General features: G+C 42.4%; 11 protein-coding genes. All 11 read right to left on the reverse strand.

The window, feature by feature from the left end:
* Nucleotides 1-140 precede the first annotated feature (140 nt).
* Nucleotides 141-1,286 (reverse strand): YhcG family protein, encoded by a 1,146-nt coding sequence (locus tag I2I33_RS04490; RefSeq protein WP_087419682.1) that lies wholly within the window; start codon nt 1,284-1,286, stop codon nt 141-143.
* A gap of 552 nt (nt 1,287-1,838) precedes the next feature.
* Nucleotides 1,839-3,359: a PKD-like family lipoprotein gene (locus I2I33_RS04495; RefSeq protein WP_162613698.1), complete on the reverse strand. Its 1,521-nt coding sequence runs from the start codon at nt 3,357-3,359 to the stop codon at nt 1,839-1,841.
* 21 nt (nt 3,360-3,380) lie between these two features.
* Complete coding sequence (locus I2I33_RS04500; RefSeq protein ID WP_087419680.1) at nt 3,381-4,178, reverse strand: DUF4843 domain-containing protein; 798 nt, start codon at nt 4,176-4,178, stop codon at nt 3,381-3,383.
* A 15-nt stretch (nt 4,179-4,193) separates the two neighbouring features.
* The gene (locus tag I2I33_RS04505) at nt 4,194-5,681 is read right to left on the reverse strand and encodes a RagB/SusD family nutrient uptake outer membrane protein (protein WP_087419679.1); all 1,488 of its coding nucleotides are present in this window, start codon (nt 5,679-5,681) and stop codon (nt 4,194-4,196) included.
* A gap of 13 nt (nt 5,682-5,694) precedes the next feature.
* Nucleotides 5,695-8,871, reverse strand: coding sequence for a SusC/RagA family TonB-linked outer membrane protein (locus tag I2I33_RS04510; RefSeq protein ID WP_229128193.1), 3,177 nt, complete (start codon nt 8,869-8,871; stop codon nt 5,695-5,697).
* Between the two features lie 715 nt (nt 8,872-9,586).
* A complete protein-coding gene (locus tag I2I33_RS04515) occupies nt 9,587-12,613 on the reverse strand; it encodes a DUF4906 domain-containing protein (protein ID WP_087419678.1) in 3,027 nt (1,008 codons plus the stop codon).
* Between the two features lie 19 nt (nt 12,614-12,632).
* Nucleotides 12,633-13,703: a hypothetical protein gene (locus I2I33_RS04520; RefSeq protein WP_229128194.1), complete on the reverse strand. Its 1,071-nt coding sequence runs from the start codon at nt 13,701-13,703 to the stop codon at nt 12,633-12,635.
* Nucleotides 13,697-14,710, reverse strand: coding sequence for a FimB/Mfa2 family fimbrial subunit (locus I2I33_RS04525; RefSeq protein WP_087419676.1), 1,014 nt, complete (start codon nt 14,708-14,710; stop codon nt 13,697-13,699). Before I2I33_RS04525 ends, I2I33_RS04520 begins: the two co-directional genes overlap by 7 nt.
* A gap of 6 nt (nt 14,711-14,716) precedes the next feature.
* Complete coding sequence (locus I2I33_RS04530; protein ID WP_087419675.1) at nt 14,717-16,660, reverse strand: Mfa1 family fimbria major subunit; 1,944 nt, start codon at nt 16,658-16,660, stop codon at nt 14,717-14,719.
* Between the two features lie 24 nt (nt 16,661-16,684).
* Nucleotides 16,685-18,094, reverse strand: a complete 1,410-nt coding sequence (locus I2I33_RS04535; RefSeq protein ID WP_162613697.1) for a DUF3868 domain-containing protein — start codon at nt 18,092-18,094, stop codon at nt 16,685-16,687.
* A gap of 10 nt (nt 18,095-18,104) precedes the next feature.
* A complete protein-coding gene (locus I2I33_RS04540) occupies nt 18,105-18,689 on the reverse strand; it encodes a DUF3575 domain-containing protein (protein WP_087419673.1) in 585 nt (194 codons plus the stop codon).
* Between the last annotated feature and the right edge of the window lie 260 nt (nt 18,690-18,949).

Genomic DNA, 18,949 nt, shown 5'->3' on the forward strand with positions numbered 1-18,949 from the left:
CTATCTCGTTACCCAATTTTCAAACAATCCGACCAACCGATTTATTCTAAGCGAGTTATCTTTTCTTGCAAAAGTTATCACAAATATCTGTAAATACGTTGCTTTTAACCGATTTATAAACGAATCAATTCCCTCCACACCTAGGGGTGCTCAAGTTCATCATGGTTCGCTTTAAACTCTTCTGCCCACTGGTTCAATTTTGCTTGCAATAATTGTTTATTAGGCAGATAGAGTGCATATTGCGTAGCGTAAATATTAGCATCGTCCGGTAGTGTCAGTTTCACCAAAGCCTCATTTTGTTCTTTACAAAGTAAGATGCCAATAGTAGGTTTCTCAAAAGACTGCTTCACATATCTGTCATAATAATTGACATACATTTGCATCTGCCCCAAGTCTTGATGTGTCAGTTTATCTATCTTCAAGTCAATCAAACAATAACACTGTAACAAGCGATTGTAAAATACTAAATCAACAAAAAAATGTTCTTCATTAAACGTGAAACGCTTTTGTCTTGCTTCAAATAGGAAACCCTTGCCCAATTCAAGTAAAAAATCTTGTAGCTTATCTATGATTGCTGTTTCCAATTTACTTTCTGAATATGCCGTCTCTGACTTCAATCCTAAAAATTCTAACGTCAAGGGGTTCTTTATAAGATCCAATGATTTTTCTACTGTTTGGCCCTCCTTTGACAAACGAACGACCTCATGTTTGTTGCGACTTAATGCCAAACGTTCATACAGACTGGAATTCACTTGACGCTGTAACTGCCGGACACTCCATTGTTGCTGTGCACATTCTATCTCATAAAAACTACGTTCAGAAGGATTTTCTATACGCATCAATATCAGATAGTGTGACCAACTTAGCGTAAAACTCTTTTGAGAAATTTGCGAGAACGCTTCAAACTTACCAATTTCGTAAACAGTGTTTACGAAATCCTTTCCAAGTGACTTTTTCTGAATCGGATCAATCATGTTTACCGAATCTGCATAAACCAAATAAAATTTTCGATAGAGTGTCAAATTCTCAACAGACCATCCCCTTCCGTATTTTTCTATTAGTTTTTGAGATAACTGTTTCAGAACAGATTTCCCATATTCAGCCCGATGCGCCCCCTGTTGTTCATCCTCAACAATATACTTACCTGTTTCAAAATTAGCATATACCATTGTGATATTTACCGTAGATGCAATATTTTTACGTGCAGTCTCTATTAATAAAGAAATTCTAGCGAATAGAGCCTCTGCTCTTTCATCTAATTTTCTATCTATGTTACAATTATCCATTTCCTTATTCTCTGTTACTTAGAATTTTATTAACACCTAGTATTCGCTATATTTCTGCAAGCATTTTATATTTATCTCGGTCATCTCATTCTAAAATGTCTCGTAGTTATATGCCATCAAGAGTTACAAAAATAACAAAAGAAACTGATATTTAGCGAGCTTTTACACTGAAAATCAGTGCCATTAAGTAATTTTATCCCAATAAATCAACATCAATACAAATCTTCATGTTGCCTTTTGTACTTATTCATGCCAACGTCAATTCTGAATTTGTTTACGATAGATGATCAATACCTGATCACTACCTAATACAATATTTTCAATAACTTGTTAATATACTTTATGAACCTTATTCTATATAAGGTTCATATAAGGTTTCTATAAGGTATCTATAAGGTTCATGACGGTAATCATCCGGTATTCATCAACTAATAAAAATGTAATCGGAACTAACGTCGGCACTAATCATGCATCATCTCGGACATAAAAAGCACCATTCTCCCGTGTATTCCACGTTTGAATGGTGCCTTTCTCAAAATTCAAACAGCTATACTAATATCTTTTGAAATCAATACTTTTGATCTTGCACAACCCGGACCAGCTAAAGCCGGGAACCTCCTCCACGATAATATTATTCGGATCATTCATCACCTTGTACATTGTCAGCGTTCCTCCCGTCTCCTTTGGTAACGAGGGATCGTAAGTACCCACGTAGAAGAAATCATCACCGGCTCCCACGTCAATCAAAATGTCGTAGTGTAGCAACGTTATTTCCTGACCACCGAAATCCCTAAGTAATTGCACTTTTTCCGCCACGTAATCATACGCGTACAGTTTCGAACCGGTAGCGTAAATCAAATAGGTTCTTTGCGCACTAACCCCGAAGAATTTCGCCTTGTCAATATCCGTGGCTTTATCCAAAGAGTATTTTTTCTTCTTCTCGATACTTTCCCAGCCCCACTGGTACTTCAACGCATAGCAATACAAGTAGTAACTCCCCTTGCTATCAGTCAACACGGTAAACGAATACCCGTCCAACAAACGACTACTTATACTTGTCACGTAATCCAGCCCCGTTTTCCAAGAGAAAATTTCCACGTCATCCCGTGTATCTTTCAGCGTGTCACAATATCCCACAGGTGACCCGTAAGATCTTCCCCCGGTATAAACAAAACGTTTCGCATCATTATTGTACAACATATAATAATACGCCATAGCCTTCGGATTATAAGCAATCTTGTCCCCGATAGAGAAAAGATCGTAAGTTCCCTGATAATGATTCGCCGGATTTTGGAATACGGAACTGGAGATCAAGAAACCGTTATGAAACAACTTATTATCAATAATTGCTGCCCTGTTATAGCTACGAAGTTGAGCAACCTCCTGAAGAACGAAATGATCCAATGCCTCCGGGTCATAAAAATTATACTTCAGGTGCGTGTGGTCACCTCCCTTGAAATTATCCCGATCCAAACGGTACGTACCGTCTTCCGTCGAAATATGAATCATGTTATCCCTGTAATTATCAACCACCCATACCTTCACCGGACCTCTCAACACGGGCAGCCCGCTATCGTGCAACATATCTTTCAACACCATCGTGTCCACGGAATAAGTAATCATGTCCAGTTGGGCCTCCCCGTTACTATTCTCCCCGAGAATAATCCAACCGCTGGTAAGTAAATCTTGAACCTGCATCGCTGTCGCATTCCAATATTCCATTGTATTCAGCGTATCCGTCACCTTAAAATACAACGTGTAGGTCTCCGTTGGCAGACTTACGGGAAAGACCAAATCACGCTCATTCCCAAGAGGGTATTCTGTAAAATCGACTCCATTAGACCGGGCCACCCATTCGAACTTCAGATGCGTGTTTTCCGCCAGCTTGAAATCAATTTCGGGTGAAATCCGAAGCGTGTCCACGAACGACGTGAGGATATAAGCCGTGTCAAAACCACGATCACCGATAGTGATTTCATTAAATTCATGGTAATCGTAATTCCCTTTATCATCATAACATCCCATGCATAAAGCTATCGCGAATAGCACGAGTAAACTTAGTTTCTTTTTCATAACTTTCATTATTCAACATTACTAAATTAAAGGTCCCACGGCCATTTTCACCGGATTACCATCTTTGTCTTTCTCGTCCTCGTAAACGGTCTGCCCCTTCGCCTCCATCTCCTTCAAGTATTTATCCAACCCTTGGGCATACGTGCGCTGTCTTTCCATATCCATTTCGATCACGTTATCAAAATCAGCCATCTTCAAACCGAACATCTCGCACAGTAATTTGACTTTCTTTTTAGAGTAGGGGCCAAAATAATTCACCGTCCACGCCTTCGGCATGAAAACCTCGTCTGAAAGTCCCACCACGTGACGGACCACGTTCTGTATCTCTTTCGTGTAATCCTTGTCTTCCAAGGGTCTCCACACATCCATCGGTAACGAGAAATACTCGTTTTCCATCAACTGCAAGGTCACGTAGTACGTGGAATCCAGCATTTTTGCCTGACGGAATCCCGTGAATTCCACGAATCCGTCACGTTCCCCGGCAGCAATCATGTAGCGTTCCTCCAAGGGAGCGTAATCCTCGTTCACTAGCGCGGTGGTCAACGAATCGACGACCGACACGATAAAATAGCGGTCATAATTCACGACATCCCCCATCACCCGGACTTTCAATCTCACCGTGCTATCATTCTCCAATAACAGGGAAAAGGGAATCAATGTCGTGTCCATATGAGCCCAAATTTCCGGGTTACCGTACAGGCTGGGTGGAACTTCCTGTACCGAGAAATAAACCCCGTCTTTCCCCTCGTAATCCATCATTTCTTTCTCACACCCAAGAAATGACAAAACGACAACTAATAGAAATATATATTTTTTCATACGAAGACATTTTAATTATTTACCAAGATCGTTTTCTTTTCTATAATCTTGTTCCGACTGCGGCAGATCAAACAAGTAAAAGCGTTCTTCCATCGAAACAACATTTCCCTGTTTCTCGCCGGATGCAATCTCGGTTTTCCCCTTGCGTTTATAAAGCCAGAATAACTGTCCTTCACCCACAAACTCCCGCTTGTACTCTTGCTCGATACTCGCAGTCAGATCGGCATCATCCTGAATGTTTTTCACATTACGTGCCGTTCTCACCGCATTCAGATAATTCCGTCCCTCTTTCGGGTCCGGACAGCACTCGGCCGCGATAAGATACACTTCGGACACCCGGAGTACAGGCATGATATAACGATAGCCCTTGCTAATTTTCGTTTTCGTGTCAATATCATCCACATCCTTGTACTTGATCACGTGGAGATACGAGTTATTATCCGGATCAACCATTTCCGCAAACCAGTATGCAAGCCGGAAATCATTGTCATCCCCGTCGTATATATTCTGCATAATATCCTTATCAATACGTAACACGCTACCTTGTTTCAAGTTAGCCCCGAAACCGACCTCGTAAACGCTTTCCTTTCTTTTCAGGTTATACAGGCCAAACAAGATTTCACTTTGGAAAATACGATCTTCTCTATCTGTCGTCACCACTTCTTCCCGGGTCACGAAGGGGAACCATTTATGTTCCTCGTGTATCCCGCGAATCATTTTCTCCGCGTACTCCCAAGCGACCTCCTTTTCCCCGCAGTAGAGAGCCACACGGGCCATTAAAGCCTGGACGGCATAGTAATTCAGACGCATGGAGCGATAACGCATGTCATTCACGCCCCCTTCCGGATCATCACCCCACACGGCCCCTGTTTCAATCACGGGATCATACCCGGTCAACGACTCCTCCGCATTTTTCAAATCTTCCATAATCAGCCGGGCGATTTCCTTTGCCGGTAGTAAAGGATTCACCTTTGTCTCGGAAGTCAAAGCGTAAGGGATACACTCTTTTTCCTTGTCCTTGCTATAACTGGGACCGAATATACGGAACAGTTCGAAATGTAACAAAGCACGTAGAGCCAGAGCCTCTCCCTTGATCATGTGATAATAGGTATCATCCAGCACATTCCGGTCGGATTCGCAATGCTCCAGTATCGTGTTGACGTTATTCAAAAGGGCGTACGACCGGCTCCAACAACCACTCACGGCATTATTCCGGGTCACGTTATCAAAATCTGCCAAAGATTTATAACTATGATCCTTCTCCCGGCAGGTATAGTATTGTGCCAAAATATCAGTCATTCCCCACGTCAGAGTTTTCCCGTACATACTTGAATTCAACAAGTCTATATAAATACCATTCAACGCCGTCATGAATCCCCGGGGAGTACGGAAAAGATCGTTCTCCATGATCCGGTCCTCCGAACTGACTTTCAACCAATCGGAGCAAGACAACGTGAGGGTGCCAAGCACCACACACACTAATAATTTCAATTTTCGTATCATATCCACACTTGTTTTAAAATCTTACACCTAAGGAAAAACTTACCGAACGGGCAAAAGGATAATCCAGCCCCCGCTCCTCTTTAAAAGAAGAGATCCGGAAAATATCATTCATGTAAACCCGGAAATTCATTCCCTGAATTCCCGCTACCCGCAACCATGCAGCATCCATATCGTAACCGATTGAAATGGATTCACCGGAAAAAGTGTTCTCCGTCACCACGAAACGGGAAGACATCGGCGTGGAAGAATAATCATCTATCGCCTTGAATTTTGCCTTATCTCCCGGTTTCTTCCAACGGTCGTACAAAGCTCGTTTGTCTTGATTTCTACCGATATTGTCTTGGGTGATATTCTCCACTTTATCATACAATGCCGAGGCCATGGTCTCTTTGCCCAAGCTATAACGGAAACTGAAAGAGGCAGACAATTTCTTGTAATAGAATGACATTCCAACAATTCCCTCTACATCCGGAACGGATGATCCCACGATCACCTCGTCAGATGCGGAATACAAGAAAGTTTGCGTTCCATCCTTTTTCAAGAAGACTTCACGCCCGGTAGCCGGATCAATTCCCAAAGAAGGAACAGCCCACAAATCGTCCGGGCTACCACCCTCGTAATAACGATTTAAGGCAGTAGAACTCCCCACCTTGTTCAAGTAATCCAATTTATCCCCGATGTCACGATATTCCGAATGGTTCGCCCGTGCGTTCATGTTTATGCTGCAAGACAAATCCTTTTTCCGCAGAAAAACATAATTCAATGTTCCCGTCCATCCCCTGGAAATTTGCCTTCCCATGTTCGTGTACAAGCTCGTTGCCGCAGCAGAAGGAGGCATCCCGATGGAAACCAGCAAAGGGTCCGTATCTTTGAAATAATAGTCAAAAGTCACACGAATCCTGTTGTTCAGAACAGACAGATCGACACCGATGTTTTTATCCACAGTTCGCTGCCATTCCAAGTTTTTATTCCCGTACTTCTGAATCAACGCACTCGCCCCGAACATATTTTGCAACTCGACATTATACACGTAGGTCTTTTGTGATATGTAGGCATCGAAGTTTTCGTTTCCCGGATTACCGATTGATCCCCGGATTTTCAAATTGTTGATCCACCCCAATTTTTTTATAAATTCCTCGTTATGAACATTCCATGCCAAACCGACAGCCCACGTCGTGGAGAAAAGTTTGTTACTGCCGAAAACGGAAGTCCCGTCAGCTCGCAGGTTGAAGTCCATCAGATAACGATTGTCATACGAGTAGTTCAAGTTCATGAAAAAACTGGTGGAACGCCGACGATCTTTCGAGTAAGTAGGCTTTTGATTTTCCCTGAAACCCGTGGAATAGGCAGGATTCTTGTGGAAGTCATCGTTAAACCCGACCACGCTGTAACCGGATGCTTCCGAGCGAGATTCACTGAAAGACCATCCTCCAACAAAGTTTACTTGATGAACATTCTTAAATATTTTACCAAAGATAATGTTCAAATCACCATTGTACGAGAAGCTTTCATGCTGATTAGACGAGAAAGAACCCTTCTTCAATTTCTCCGTCTCCAAAAAATCCGTGTGATTCGGGGACTTGAATGCTTCTGTTTTCGAGATGCTCTTGGATATTCCCAACCGAGCCCGGAGTCTCAGGGCATCGAAGGTAGTCCATTCCATCGTGAAATTGTCCCTCAACGCGAGATCCTTGGTTGTATTCGTGTTTTCAATGTTCCACACGTACAAGGGATTCAGCATATCCTCCCCGTACAACCCTGTCTTTCTCTCCAAATACATGGGAATTGTACCGTTTTCCTGTCTTTTCCGGTAATACGGGTTTGCTCTTGAAAACTCGGAGAAAGCCACCGGCTCCCGGTCAGAATTAGAGAGATCCATGCTCGCCTTGTTCGAGAAGAGTAAACCTTTTTTACGGTAAATCAAGTCAATGTTCACTCCCATACCGTCACGGTCAGACTTTTTCATCACGCCATCACGATTGTTATAGCTGATACCCAAACCGTAACGCATAGCTTGGTCACCTCCGTCAATGTACAGGTTATGAGAATGATTGAAGACGGTTCGTAACGGTTCGCTTAACCAATAAGTGTCCACCCCTCTCAGCACTTCTTTTAACCGGGAATAATAATCCTGCATTTTCTGAAGTTTATCAACAAAACCGTCATATCCTTCCATGGGAGAATAACGCCCGGCTAATAACTCGTATTCCAGTTTTTCGGAAGCGTTCATTAAATTGTAATCCGACAAATCGGCAAACGAGATCCCGTAATTCCCACTGTATGACAGCCGTAACTGGCCTGACTCCGGTGATTTCGTTTCCACGACAATCACCCCATTAGCCGCCTTCGACCCGTAGATAGCCGTGGACGCCGCATCTTTCAAGATCGTCACGCTTGCCACCCGATCCATATTTAAGTTAATGATGGTTTCCAGCGTGGTCTCCACACCATCCAAGATAAATAAGGGCTGATTGGGGTCGTTCTCAAACTCTGTCTGCAATCCGACCACACTCGTCTTCCCCCGGATTTCAATTTTGGGCATACGATTCGGGTCTGATCCCCATTGTTTGTTCTCCAAGACCATCATGGCCGGGTCCAGCGTTTTCAAACTCTGGATGATATTCTGAGCACCAACCATTTTCAACTCCTTGGCCGAATAGGTGGATGCCGACCCCGTGTAACTATTCTTATCCCGAGAGTAGATACCCGTGATCACCACTTCCTCAAGGCCTTCCACTTCCTCTTCCATCGTGACGATCACTTTCTTTCCCGGAGTCACGTCCTTTTCCACCGGTTTCATCCCGATAAACGAGAAGACCAGCATGGTTTTCCCCGCCTTTGTTGCCGGGAAACGGAATGCTCCGTGCGTGTCCGTGGAAGTACCCGTTTGGGTCCCTTTCAACAAAACGGTCACTCCGGGTAACGGATTGCCCTCCGTGTCCATGACTTCTCCCTCGTAAAATCCTAGTTTCTGATTTCCCGGTTTCCCTGTCGCAACAACCGAATCTTGCCGTGTGGAAGTTCCCGATAAAGGATCGATCTCTCCCCGGCTTGAACCACTCGTCCCGGCTCTTGTCAACAAGGGAAAGCCCAGCAATAAGATGATAAGCAAGCGGGAAATCGCGGTGACGGTCTTTTTTTCCGATAGCAATTTTTGCCGAAAAAATTTCCTGTCATAAGTTTTTTTCATAACTTTGATAATTAATTGGTTTATAAAACTAATGATGCAAGGGGGTGATATTCAACGTGCAAAGTTTAGGATTCACCCTCTTTTTTTCATCCTTCTAATAAGAAAAATCTCTCTAATTTTTCATGCCTTATAAATTTTGGGTATTTATTCATTCCGTTTATTTTAATTAAGTTGCAACCTTAATATCCTTTATCAATCGAAAATTTCTTTTATAGTGCCGATCCCCACCGACAAAAAATGATACAATAAAAAAAGCGAGGACCGTCAACAGTTCTATCTTATCTGAGGCATCGCCAAACGCCTTGTAGTAAATAGACAACGATCCACGCCTAACCAGCGTGAACTCACCGTCTAATCTTACTACTTCAAATTGGCGATTTTCAGATAAAGATTAGCACAAACTCACAATATTTTAAAAGGCAGGCTCTCCCACCTATTCGTATCATACCTGCAAATATATAAATACTTTTTCATTTTTCAATACTTTTTCTATTTTTAGAATTAACCAAAAACAGACTATATTGCTAAATCTAAAGAGATGGCATGATTACTATTTTAGCCAAAAAAACGATTTTCCCTCTGTCTACAAAGGAAATTAATTACGGACTAGCCTGACCACAAGCCTAAGGAAGGAATCAAAACGTTACATTTAAACCCCTCAGACTTTACCAACAGAGGGGTTTAATGTAAATAAACACAAAATCAAATTTAAACATTATTCTTCTACACAACGCACGAAACAAGCATTTTTACCATTTTGAACAGAGGAAGAGGATATCGGGAAGAAATCAAATGTAAAATAATTAAAATCCCAACCCACCGCATTAGTTTCAGCACCTTCTATATATAACTCTGTATCGGCTTTTACATTAACACCATCCACTCTTTTATCCAACCAATACACAGCTCCCGGTCGCATGAACAGATCATAAAAAAGCGGGGCATCCCCAACTCCATGGGGATAATTATCACTTAGCCTTCCCGAAGGAAAATATTCATGTCTGCCACTGGCATATCTTAAAACGGCATTCCAACCATTCTTCTCTTCATCTTTTCTATGACCATAACCGGAAGCACCGATCGGGAAAAAAAGATTTTTCCCCGTTTCCTTGTTATAGACAAAACAACCGCGCATCCCTCTTCCTCCCCGATTATTATAGTCATAACCGTAAGCATCGTTAATATTATCCGCCGTGGTTGTCGCATCATCACCATACAAAATTCCAAACCCTTGCTCAATCTCCTCATGGCTGTACAATTCCTTGTAATCCTTATAAGAAGCAACTTTCCAACTTTTCCCGGTAGGTTTTGAAAAAGAATTAGAACCATTTGTTTCCTTAAAAGTTATCCCAGTCCACTTGGACGATTTGTTTGTCCCGGCAATCGTAAAATCTTTGTTCACATCATTTTGAAAACTTTCAGGAACAATGTCTACCCAATTATCTTTAGGGTTTTTATTACTCAGCGCATCAATAGGCTGCGTCCAGTTCCCGAACTTAAACAACGAGCCTTCTTCCACGGGAGAATCCGTCTCCTCGGTACCCGTTTTCATGTTACGCGTGTGCCATTTCGTCCCTCCGGCGATCAAATCATCCGGAGCGTAACCTTGGCGAACAAATATTAAATGATAACAAGTATAATTATGATACTCAACCCGTATGATAGCATAACGAGACTCGTTCTCATCCGTACATTTCCCATTAAAGTTAATCGTAAAATCAACTTTTGAACCCGTTAAACCATAAACCTCATTGCTTTCGACATTGTTTCCCCCTGAAAGAGTAATGAAATTGTCCGCACCTCGCACCACATAAGCTTTCCACGGTCCTTCAGAAGGAAAGGTCTCAAACTGGAGTGCATTTTCCCGCGGCAATCGTTTCAATACCACATGAAATGACTTATCATTATCCCATTTTCGCCAAACACCTTTGGGATTGACGATTCGACGTACTTGATAGATCGTAGCATCCTTCTCAAGAATATTCCCATTCTTTAATTTTGCCGTTATACGAACCACGGCTTTACGTTGATAAGCAACGTATGGGTTATTACCCGTGTAAGCCGTTTGTTTTATCAACTGCTTGGCTCTCGTATATATGGGTAAAGAAACATGATAAATGTTACCGTCATCAGAACTTTCGCGTTTCACCGTATACAAATCGTCAGCCTCCGCACCAGTTGTCGTATGTTCACCATCCTCCATAATTTCATAAGAACGCTCTCCTCTTTTAGGTGGTGTTTCATAATATTCTTTATTGACCTCCGGTGTCCAAGGGCCACCGTGTGTTATAACGGTCTTCGTTGTCTTGTGCAGTGAAAGAAAACCATTCCATTCATTTTCTCCCTCCAAATCCATATCTTTCCAATAGATAAAATCAGGGTTGGGCTTATCAGGTGCCCAGCGATTATCTATAATTTCAGCCTTCACACTCTCCACCTCCTGATCTCCCGCATTGATTTTCAACGGGAACATCATGGAATGGTTATATAAATAAGAAATATAATAAGGATTAGGCACTTCGATACCGGGTTTCACCTCTTTGTACTCGATATGCCAGTCCGCATCGTTTGCAAAACCGTTAAATTTCAAAGTGAGCTTATAATGATAATTCCGTTCGGCATTATAGTCTCTATCAACGTCCTTACCGAGCATAAAACGATATTTAATAGGACCACTACCAACCTTTTCCGCATTGACGGATATGTAATAGGCATCTACTTCTATGTACGTTCCACAAGGTACGGCATCTTTAAGTCTATAGGTTTCATCACCGGGAAAACCGGGATAATCAAGTTTTCCATCATTGTCCGCATCTTGAAGTTTACTAGGCATACTCTCTCCTGCTCCTTGCATATTTTCATAAAAAAACAACGCATCGGAAGCCTCTTCATGTTCCCCATGGCTCGGTTTACCGGTAGCTAAACGCACGGGATATTTTTCATCGAATGCCGGCACGTCCTCTCCCTCGTAATAACGAATGATTTCCCCCTCTCTAATAAGATTGCCCTCCACCTCAACCGTATTCTCATTTCCCAGAAAGCAAGTCGCCGGAATATCTTTAATCTGAACAGATTTGAGATAAATAAACACTCCCTCTTTCAAACCGGAAGCATCATAAGCAATTGTTACTTTCGACACGACACGACGTATCCACGCATGTAGGCTCACATCTTTTTTATTAATTACCAACAAAGGATCTTGGGGGCTAGATTCTTCTTTCTCTGTAAAATATCCGAACATCTGGTTATTCCTACTAACGGGACTGCTTTCCCATTTTAACGAAATAGACTTCAGTCCTTCAACCGTTTTTATCGTCTCCTCATGGTCTCGCAAATCCCCCATATTGGCCACCGCATATATGTAATAACGTCCATAAGGAACTCTCAACTTGAATTTCACGTGCGGAGTAGAGGACTCAGCCGTCACTCCATTCTCGGCATCCGCATCGAAACGTTCCTTTATATCATTCTCTTCGTATTGAAAATCCGAATATTTTTTAACCAAATTCCCCTCCTGATCATACAACAACACACAAAGATTTTCAATAGCTTTTATCGCATCTCCTGCCGTTCTACTCTTTCCGTTTAAAGCCGGAATCAACGGTTTAAATTTCACCATAGCTGTCAGGCGACTTTCCCCATCAGGAATGAAATCATCCTCACTACCAAGTAAATCATCCCTGCAAGCACCGGCCACAAGGACCAGAACATATAAAAAAGTATATAAAATCTTGCGTTTCATCTTCCTGAATGTTTCTTTATTATAACCCGAAGAGCGGCTCAAGCTCTTTCGCACAATAAGGTAACACATCCACTTCCCATATACACTCCGTATCTTCAATGGTAATATTTACCACGACATGAGTATTTCGTGGCAGTTGCGATAGCTTGGGGAAATAATTGCCCAGTTGTACTCCGTCAATTTCGATACTCATTGAATAATTTTTCCCATCACTAACACTATCTGTATATTTCCCTTCCAACAGGTAAATCGGATCTAACATAACCTGTTGATTAACCGGGAGCACTTTAGGAACATTTATCACCGCCTCGTAGATATAGTAATCATTATTACCAAAAGAAGGAACCTCGTAATCCGTTATCACCTTATACGGCTTACCATCAATTACCTCTTCCCCGTATTTTACACCGCGTGGCAAATAATACTCTCTACGTGCCATTTTATTCATCATAAGTCCCGTTAGATTCACGGATTTCGAACTCTTGTTCGTGATCCGGAAAGAAAACTTAACTGCCGCCCTAGTAACGAAAAGATTACAATTATCGTCTGTTTCCGGAACTGTTACTTTATGACACTCGCTCATTGGCAAAGGCCCGACAAGTTGCTCTGAAACTCCGTCTAACCGAATCATCAAACTGGCAATCTCATCTTTCGGGAATACCTGTCCCGGAACAATCCCGGAAAGATAATCCGTTAGGTTAAGGTCTGTTCGACCATCTTCAAACTGAACCCGTGCCCGCTCGTTGACAAAAAGATAAATTCGTTTCTCTTCATTACCTACGACCCTAAATCTCTCGTACCCATAAAATTCAGCAGCCACAACAAGCGGGACGAAACGATTCCCCTCTACAATCCCATCCGGGCGAACCACTACAATACGTAATGTTTGTATTTTCTCATCATCGCTCTCCGCATCCGCATCTTCGGACCGGGTAGGTTGAGACACATCGGACAGGGCAACACGAATGTCGAGATTGACCAAAATCTCTTTCCCGTCATTCTCTTCTTCATTTCCGTTCCGACTACAACCGACCAGCAGGAACACCATAACCCACAATATGATAATACATTCGAATTTTTTCATTACCACATTTCCATATCATTAATTCTAACTGTCCAATCATTAATCTTGATATATGTTCTAAGCCATGTCTGATCTGAATCGAGGAAAAAGATCATCGACCATTCGCTTTCCCGGTCGAGAAATTCCTGAGCATCCATCTCCGCATACAGGTCACTCCTGAGCAGAAGGAGGTAATTGTTCAACGGGATATTCACCACCTCCTTACCGTCAGACTTACGCCGAATCAAGAGTTTCGGACGATTTTTAGTCATCAGGCGTGACGTGGAAAACTCCGCATACGCCACGACTATTTCCTGATTGTCACCTGTCAATCCCGCCCCGGCCTGGCCTTGAACCCAAGGAGTGTAAGTTATCACTCCATTAGGTACCAAATCATTATCGTGAGAAAACAGCGTATTATCGTCGATAATTTCGAAATCAAAATCTTTGTCATCAACCGATTCCCCGTTCATTTGTTGCAACACAATCCGAATATTATTTGTATTCTTCATCATCTCTACCACCCCTTCTTGATAAAGGTCTGCCGTAGAAAGAGCAAGTTGCCCCCAATACATATCGTGCAATTTTTTCCGTTCGGGAACTTCCAGACAACTTGCCTCCATCTTCACCCTTAAATCAGTAAATCCGGTCCCGAGTTCAGGAATTTGGACTGCCGAAAAAGAACGTTCATCACAAGCCAGCCCTCCATAAGCCACGAAATGATAATTTCCCTCATTAAGATCCAATTCCATTCGAAACTTCTCATCCTGTAACTCTGCACCCGTAACCACCCGGGCATCAACATATTTACCATTACCGTCATACACGAGAAGCGTAAGACAATCGACTTTCTTATGGAATGCATCGGCATACTCCATATTATAATTATAGACGAAACGAAGCGATACCCCGTGCGGACACGGGGCAAGGTCTTCATATATGTTCTCACACGAGACCAGGACTACATTCATCAGCATGACGCCAGCAATCACCCCGATGAACTTCAATATCGTATTTCGTATACTCCCTCTCATTGTTTTTTAGTTGAACACAATATCATTTACACGTACCACCCAAGGCAGCACTTCTACGGACACCCTGAGATAAACATCTCCGTCCTCATCGGGGTTCTCGGGCTCAACCGGATCCGGATCATTATCCGAAATTCGCGGATGTCCAAGTTTATTAATTTCAGTAACCGCAAGTTTGTAAACATTGTTACGAACCACACCAAACTCCATCGGTCCCATCGTACCATAGCGTCCATTATCATTATGACGGTTCCAATAATAGTAATAGAAATAATACCCACCACCACTTGTTTTATCTTCACTTGCTTGATATAAGGTAAAGCCGGCCTCGGTAGCAGCCTTACGAAACGCAGCAAGCGCAGCCTCTTCCGTATTCGTGCCTTTTGCCTTAACTAAATCTTGATACAATTTATTCGGACTATTATCCGTATCATCATCAATCCCTGCCGCCATATAAAGCGGAGATCCCGTCCCGTATTCTTTTGCAAACTTTACAATTTCATCATTCCAACCGACATAAATTCTTTCTTGAAACATATAAAGTATCGGATAGACCTTCCCGTTCACTTCATAAGTATACCCGTCTACTCCCTCCGGCAATTCGTAATTTCCGGCAATAGCAATATCAAGTTGTTTATGCTTTTGAGTCAATTCATCGGTTGCCAGCAACTTGCCCTTAAAAACAACTCCCGTAGAAATTCCACTTCTCTGGTTTTCCTCATCTGATGGAATAGTATTCTCCGTAACATAACGCCAAATGTGGTAATCTTTCCGACGCTTATTTTCAGGCATCCATCCCTCATCATTATCCTCTTCATGACCAAGAATATCCTCAAGCAAATAATCATCCCACTGTTCACGAGTCGCATCATTAATACGTCCCTCACTATTAAACAACGGGAAATTAAAATACGTACTCAATTCTTCAGCATTCAACGATCCTTTTTTAAAGTCCGCATCAGTATCTACCACGTAATTGGTAGGAGTTTCACTGCCACAATACGCAAAATCATTATTATCATTTTTTGCAAAGCCATCATTGGAGACCCGACGCAAATAATAAAATTGCTTGCTCATATTGACTAGTCCCATACGGATTAGCTGAACCTGTAAACCGCTTGCTTCTTGAGAGATCTGATCTGTCTCTGGATCGTAAACCGTTGTTAAAATATCGTAAGTATTCGCCTTTTCCCCGTTACTTCCATCTTTGAAATCAAACCGGGCCACAGAACGCTCTACACGAATACTTCCGACATTATCAATTCCACCATTGTTAGAACCACTCAAATCGAATGGATTCGATGCTTTATCGAAACTATCCCATGCTTCAATCGTCGAAGGGATTTTTTTCTCTGCCACAGAAGCATTTGACATCAAGAACGAATTGGAGGACCAAATACTGGTGTTTCGTACACCACTTCCTCCCTTTTTATCTATCACTTCACAGATTTCATCCATCCATGTCTTATCCCCCAAGGAAGCACTTTCCAATTTCTGAATCAATTCCTGCGTGGGATTACAGAACACGTAAACATGAATTTTCTGTTGTTGTTCTGACAACGTTTGACCTTGATAATATGAAGCCAGACTAGTCTTACTGATGGATGCCGTCGCAGACACGGTCGGCTTAGATGTTTTATTCGTCGTCAAAAGTCCCCCCACAAAATCATGAGCGATATACTCATCATCAGAACTTGCCAATACCAACAGAATGTTACTCACATTATTCTCATAATCTTTTCCAACCTCTGTGCCATCCGAAGAGCCACCCCCTTCCTCAGTCGAACTACGCCCTAACCCGGCCGCCGAAGGTAATAAAACATTTACGTTCATATAGACAGCATCTTTCAATCCGTTATTACCAGAATCATCGCTGTCCAAATTATCCTTATCGCATCCCGTAAGCGACCATATCGCAAGAATGCCAATAAAAAATTTACTCAAACTTTTCATCTTGTATAAATTTAAATTTAAAGATTATTTCCCAAGTTCATTAATTTGACGAAGGGCGCCCTCCGCCTCGGAGATTCCGTTTTTGCCAGCCTCGATAAACAAAGCCCTCGCCATATCGTAATCCCCCGAAAGAGCAGCATAAACCCCTCTAGCATAAACCGCTTCTCCGCAATCGCCTGCCTTATCCAAGTAACGAGCAGCTCCCTTCAAGTCACCCTTTACCATGGCAGCATTAGCAGCATTCAGGTTAGCAACCTCGTCTCCCGGAAACATTCGTACCGCAATTTCGAAAGCTTCATTGTACTCGTCGCTACCCGGTTCCAGCTCCTGCACCGCGATATACAACTCGCGTAAGCTGAGTTTCTGCGGCTGTGTTTTCATGATTCTTCTGATTTCTGCAACATCCGTGTAAGTACGCACCACGTACTGCACCACATAATCCGAATGCCTGAGACCGGGGTACACGTTTTGCAAAAGGAAACAGTAATCTTCCGGGTAAGTCGATTTTATAGCCTTTTCTTTGGCATCCGGTTCCATGTCCGAACGGATAAGTGCCAGTATCGCATCCCGGTTTTTCAAATTTGTACTATCCACGTACGCTTCCAACCCGGACCAATCTTCCGGCTCGTAGGAGGTCAGAATTACGCTATCCGGGAAATGGTACAACTCCCGCACATACGTTTTCAACGTTGCCGTTCTCCCCTTAGCAAGACGGGTATTGTTAGCGTAAGTACCCTCTGGAGAAGCGTACCCCTTGATACTTAACGAGGTTATACGAACATCCGGATCATTCCGCACCACGTCTATCGTCTGCCTGATCTTTCGTAATTCCACCGGGTTATTCCGGTAATCTTCGTGAATTTCCGTACGATTCACAGGAAAATCAATGTAAGCAGATCCTTTCACCTCACGCACCTTCACGGGTTCAACATCAGGAGGCAAATAAACAAACACGGGCGTGTAAACTTTCGGTTCAAACCGGAATAGTGTCACACGGTGATCATCTCCCATCTCTTCACCTCGACACCCGCACGAACTTTCGTCCATCACAAGCGCTGACGTCGACATCCAGTTTTCAAAAGGAATCACTGCACGGTAATTAATCGTCTCCGTCTTACCCGCACGCTCTAAAATAATACCGTCCGTAACAGGAGTGTTACGCAAATGATAATAATACCGGTTTCTCCCTGCAATAATCATAAACGGAAGTTGAATACTATCTTGCCCCCCTCTTAACACCGGAATAAGGAGCAATTCTCGATTACTGGCAACATCCAAAGCAGACACATCCACGGTCATCGAAACAAACAAGGAATTCTCCCCACGTACCACATCAATATTCCTTACCTCTCCCCGACCATCAGCAAATTTTTGTCCATATATACTTGCCACGCATGATAATAGCAACAAGCTTAAACACCATATCTTTCTCATAATCGTTCTTTTAAAACAAGTAAACAAAATTCAAAGCTGCCTTCGTAGGCCCCACATAGTGATGTGTCCGATCTTTCGCCATACTGGTACCACATGAAGTACAAGGGTAAACATCATACCGCGTATAGACATACCCGAAACCTATTTCCGCTTCGAAATTCCAATGTTTAGAAAGTATCCACGAGTAACCATAAACAGCCCCGATTCCAAGAAACCATCCTTGGTAACGACGATCCTTCAAACGAGAAAAGTCTGACCCCAGAAAAGAAATATTGTTTTTTAACTTTCCGACATTGTATTTCCCACCTAAAAGATGTCCTCCCAAAAAATGCCCGGAAAAACGGTCACAAAACCAATAACGGGCTTCCGGCTGCACGAGCCAATGTTTCCACTTACGATTCCCTGAGAAAGTCCACCCGTTATAATTACCGGAAACATCCAATGTCCACTTTGGAGCGAGCCGAAACTCTAGTCCAAGGTTTACCGTTGCCGTTGCATCATACAATAAATTACTTTTTATGGCAACCTCTTGGCTTCTTGCTCCCACGCCGAGAAACAAACATGAAAACAAGACTACATAAAATCTTAGATTCATCTTCCTTATATTTAAATTTGCTATTACGCCTTCATTTCATTTACACGCCCTCACACCTGTAAATGGTTATTGTCCAAATCAATAACTCTATATAAAAAAATATCTTTAAACGTTCGTTTAAAGATATTTGGGAAATAGAATAAAAAATAATATTTTATAATTGTTACTTGTTTTGTATATCAGATTATTACATAAAGTTTTGATTTTTGCGATAATGATATTACCTTTGTGTCATAAAACGAAGGTTTTAAGATACACAA

The organism is Butyricimonas sp. BSD2780061689_150309_C8 (assembly GCF_015560935.1).
Classification (GTDB): Bacteria; Bacteroidota; Bacteroidia; order Bacteroidales; family Marinifilaceae; genus Butyricimonas; species Butyricimonas paravirosa.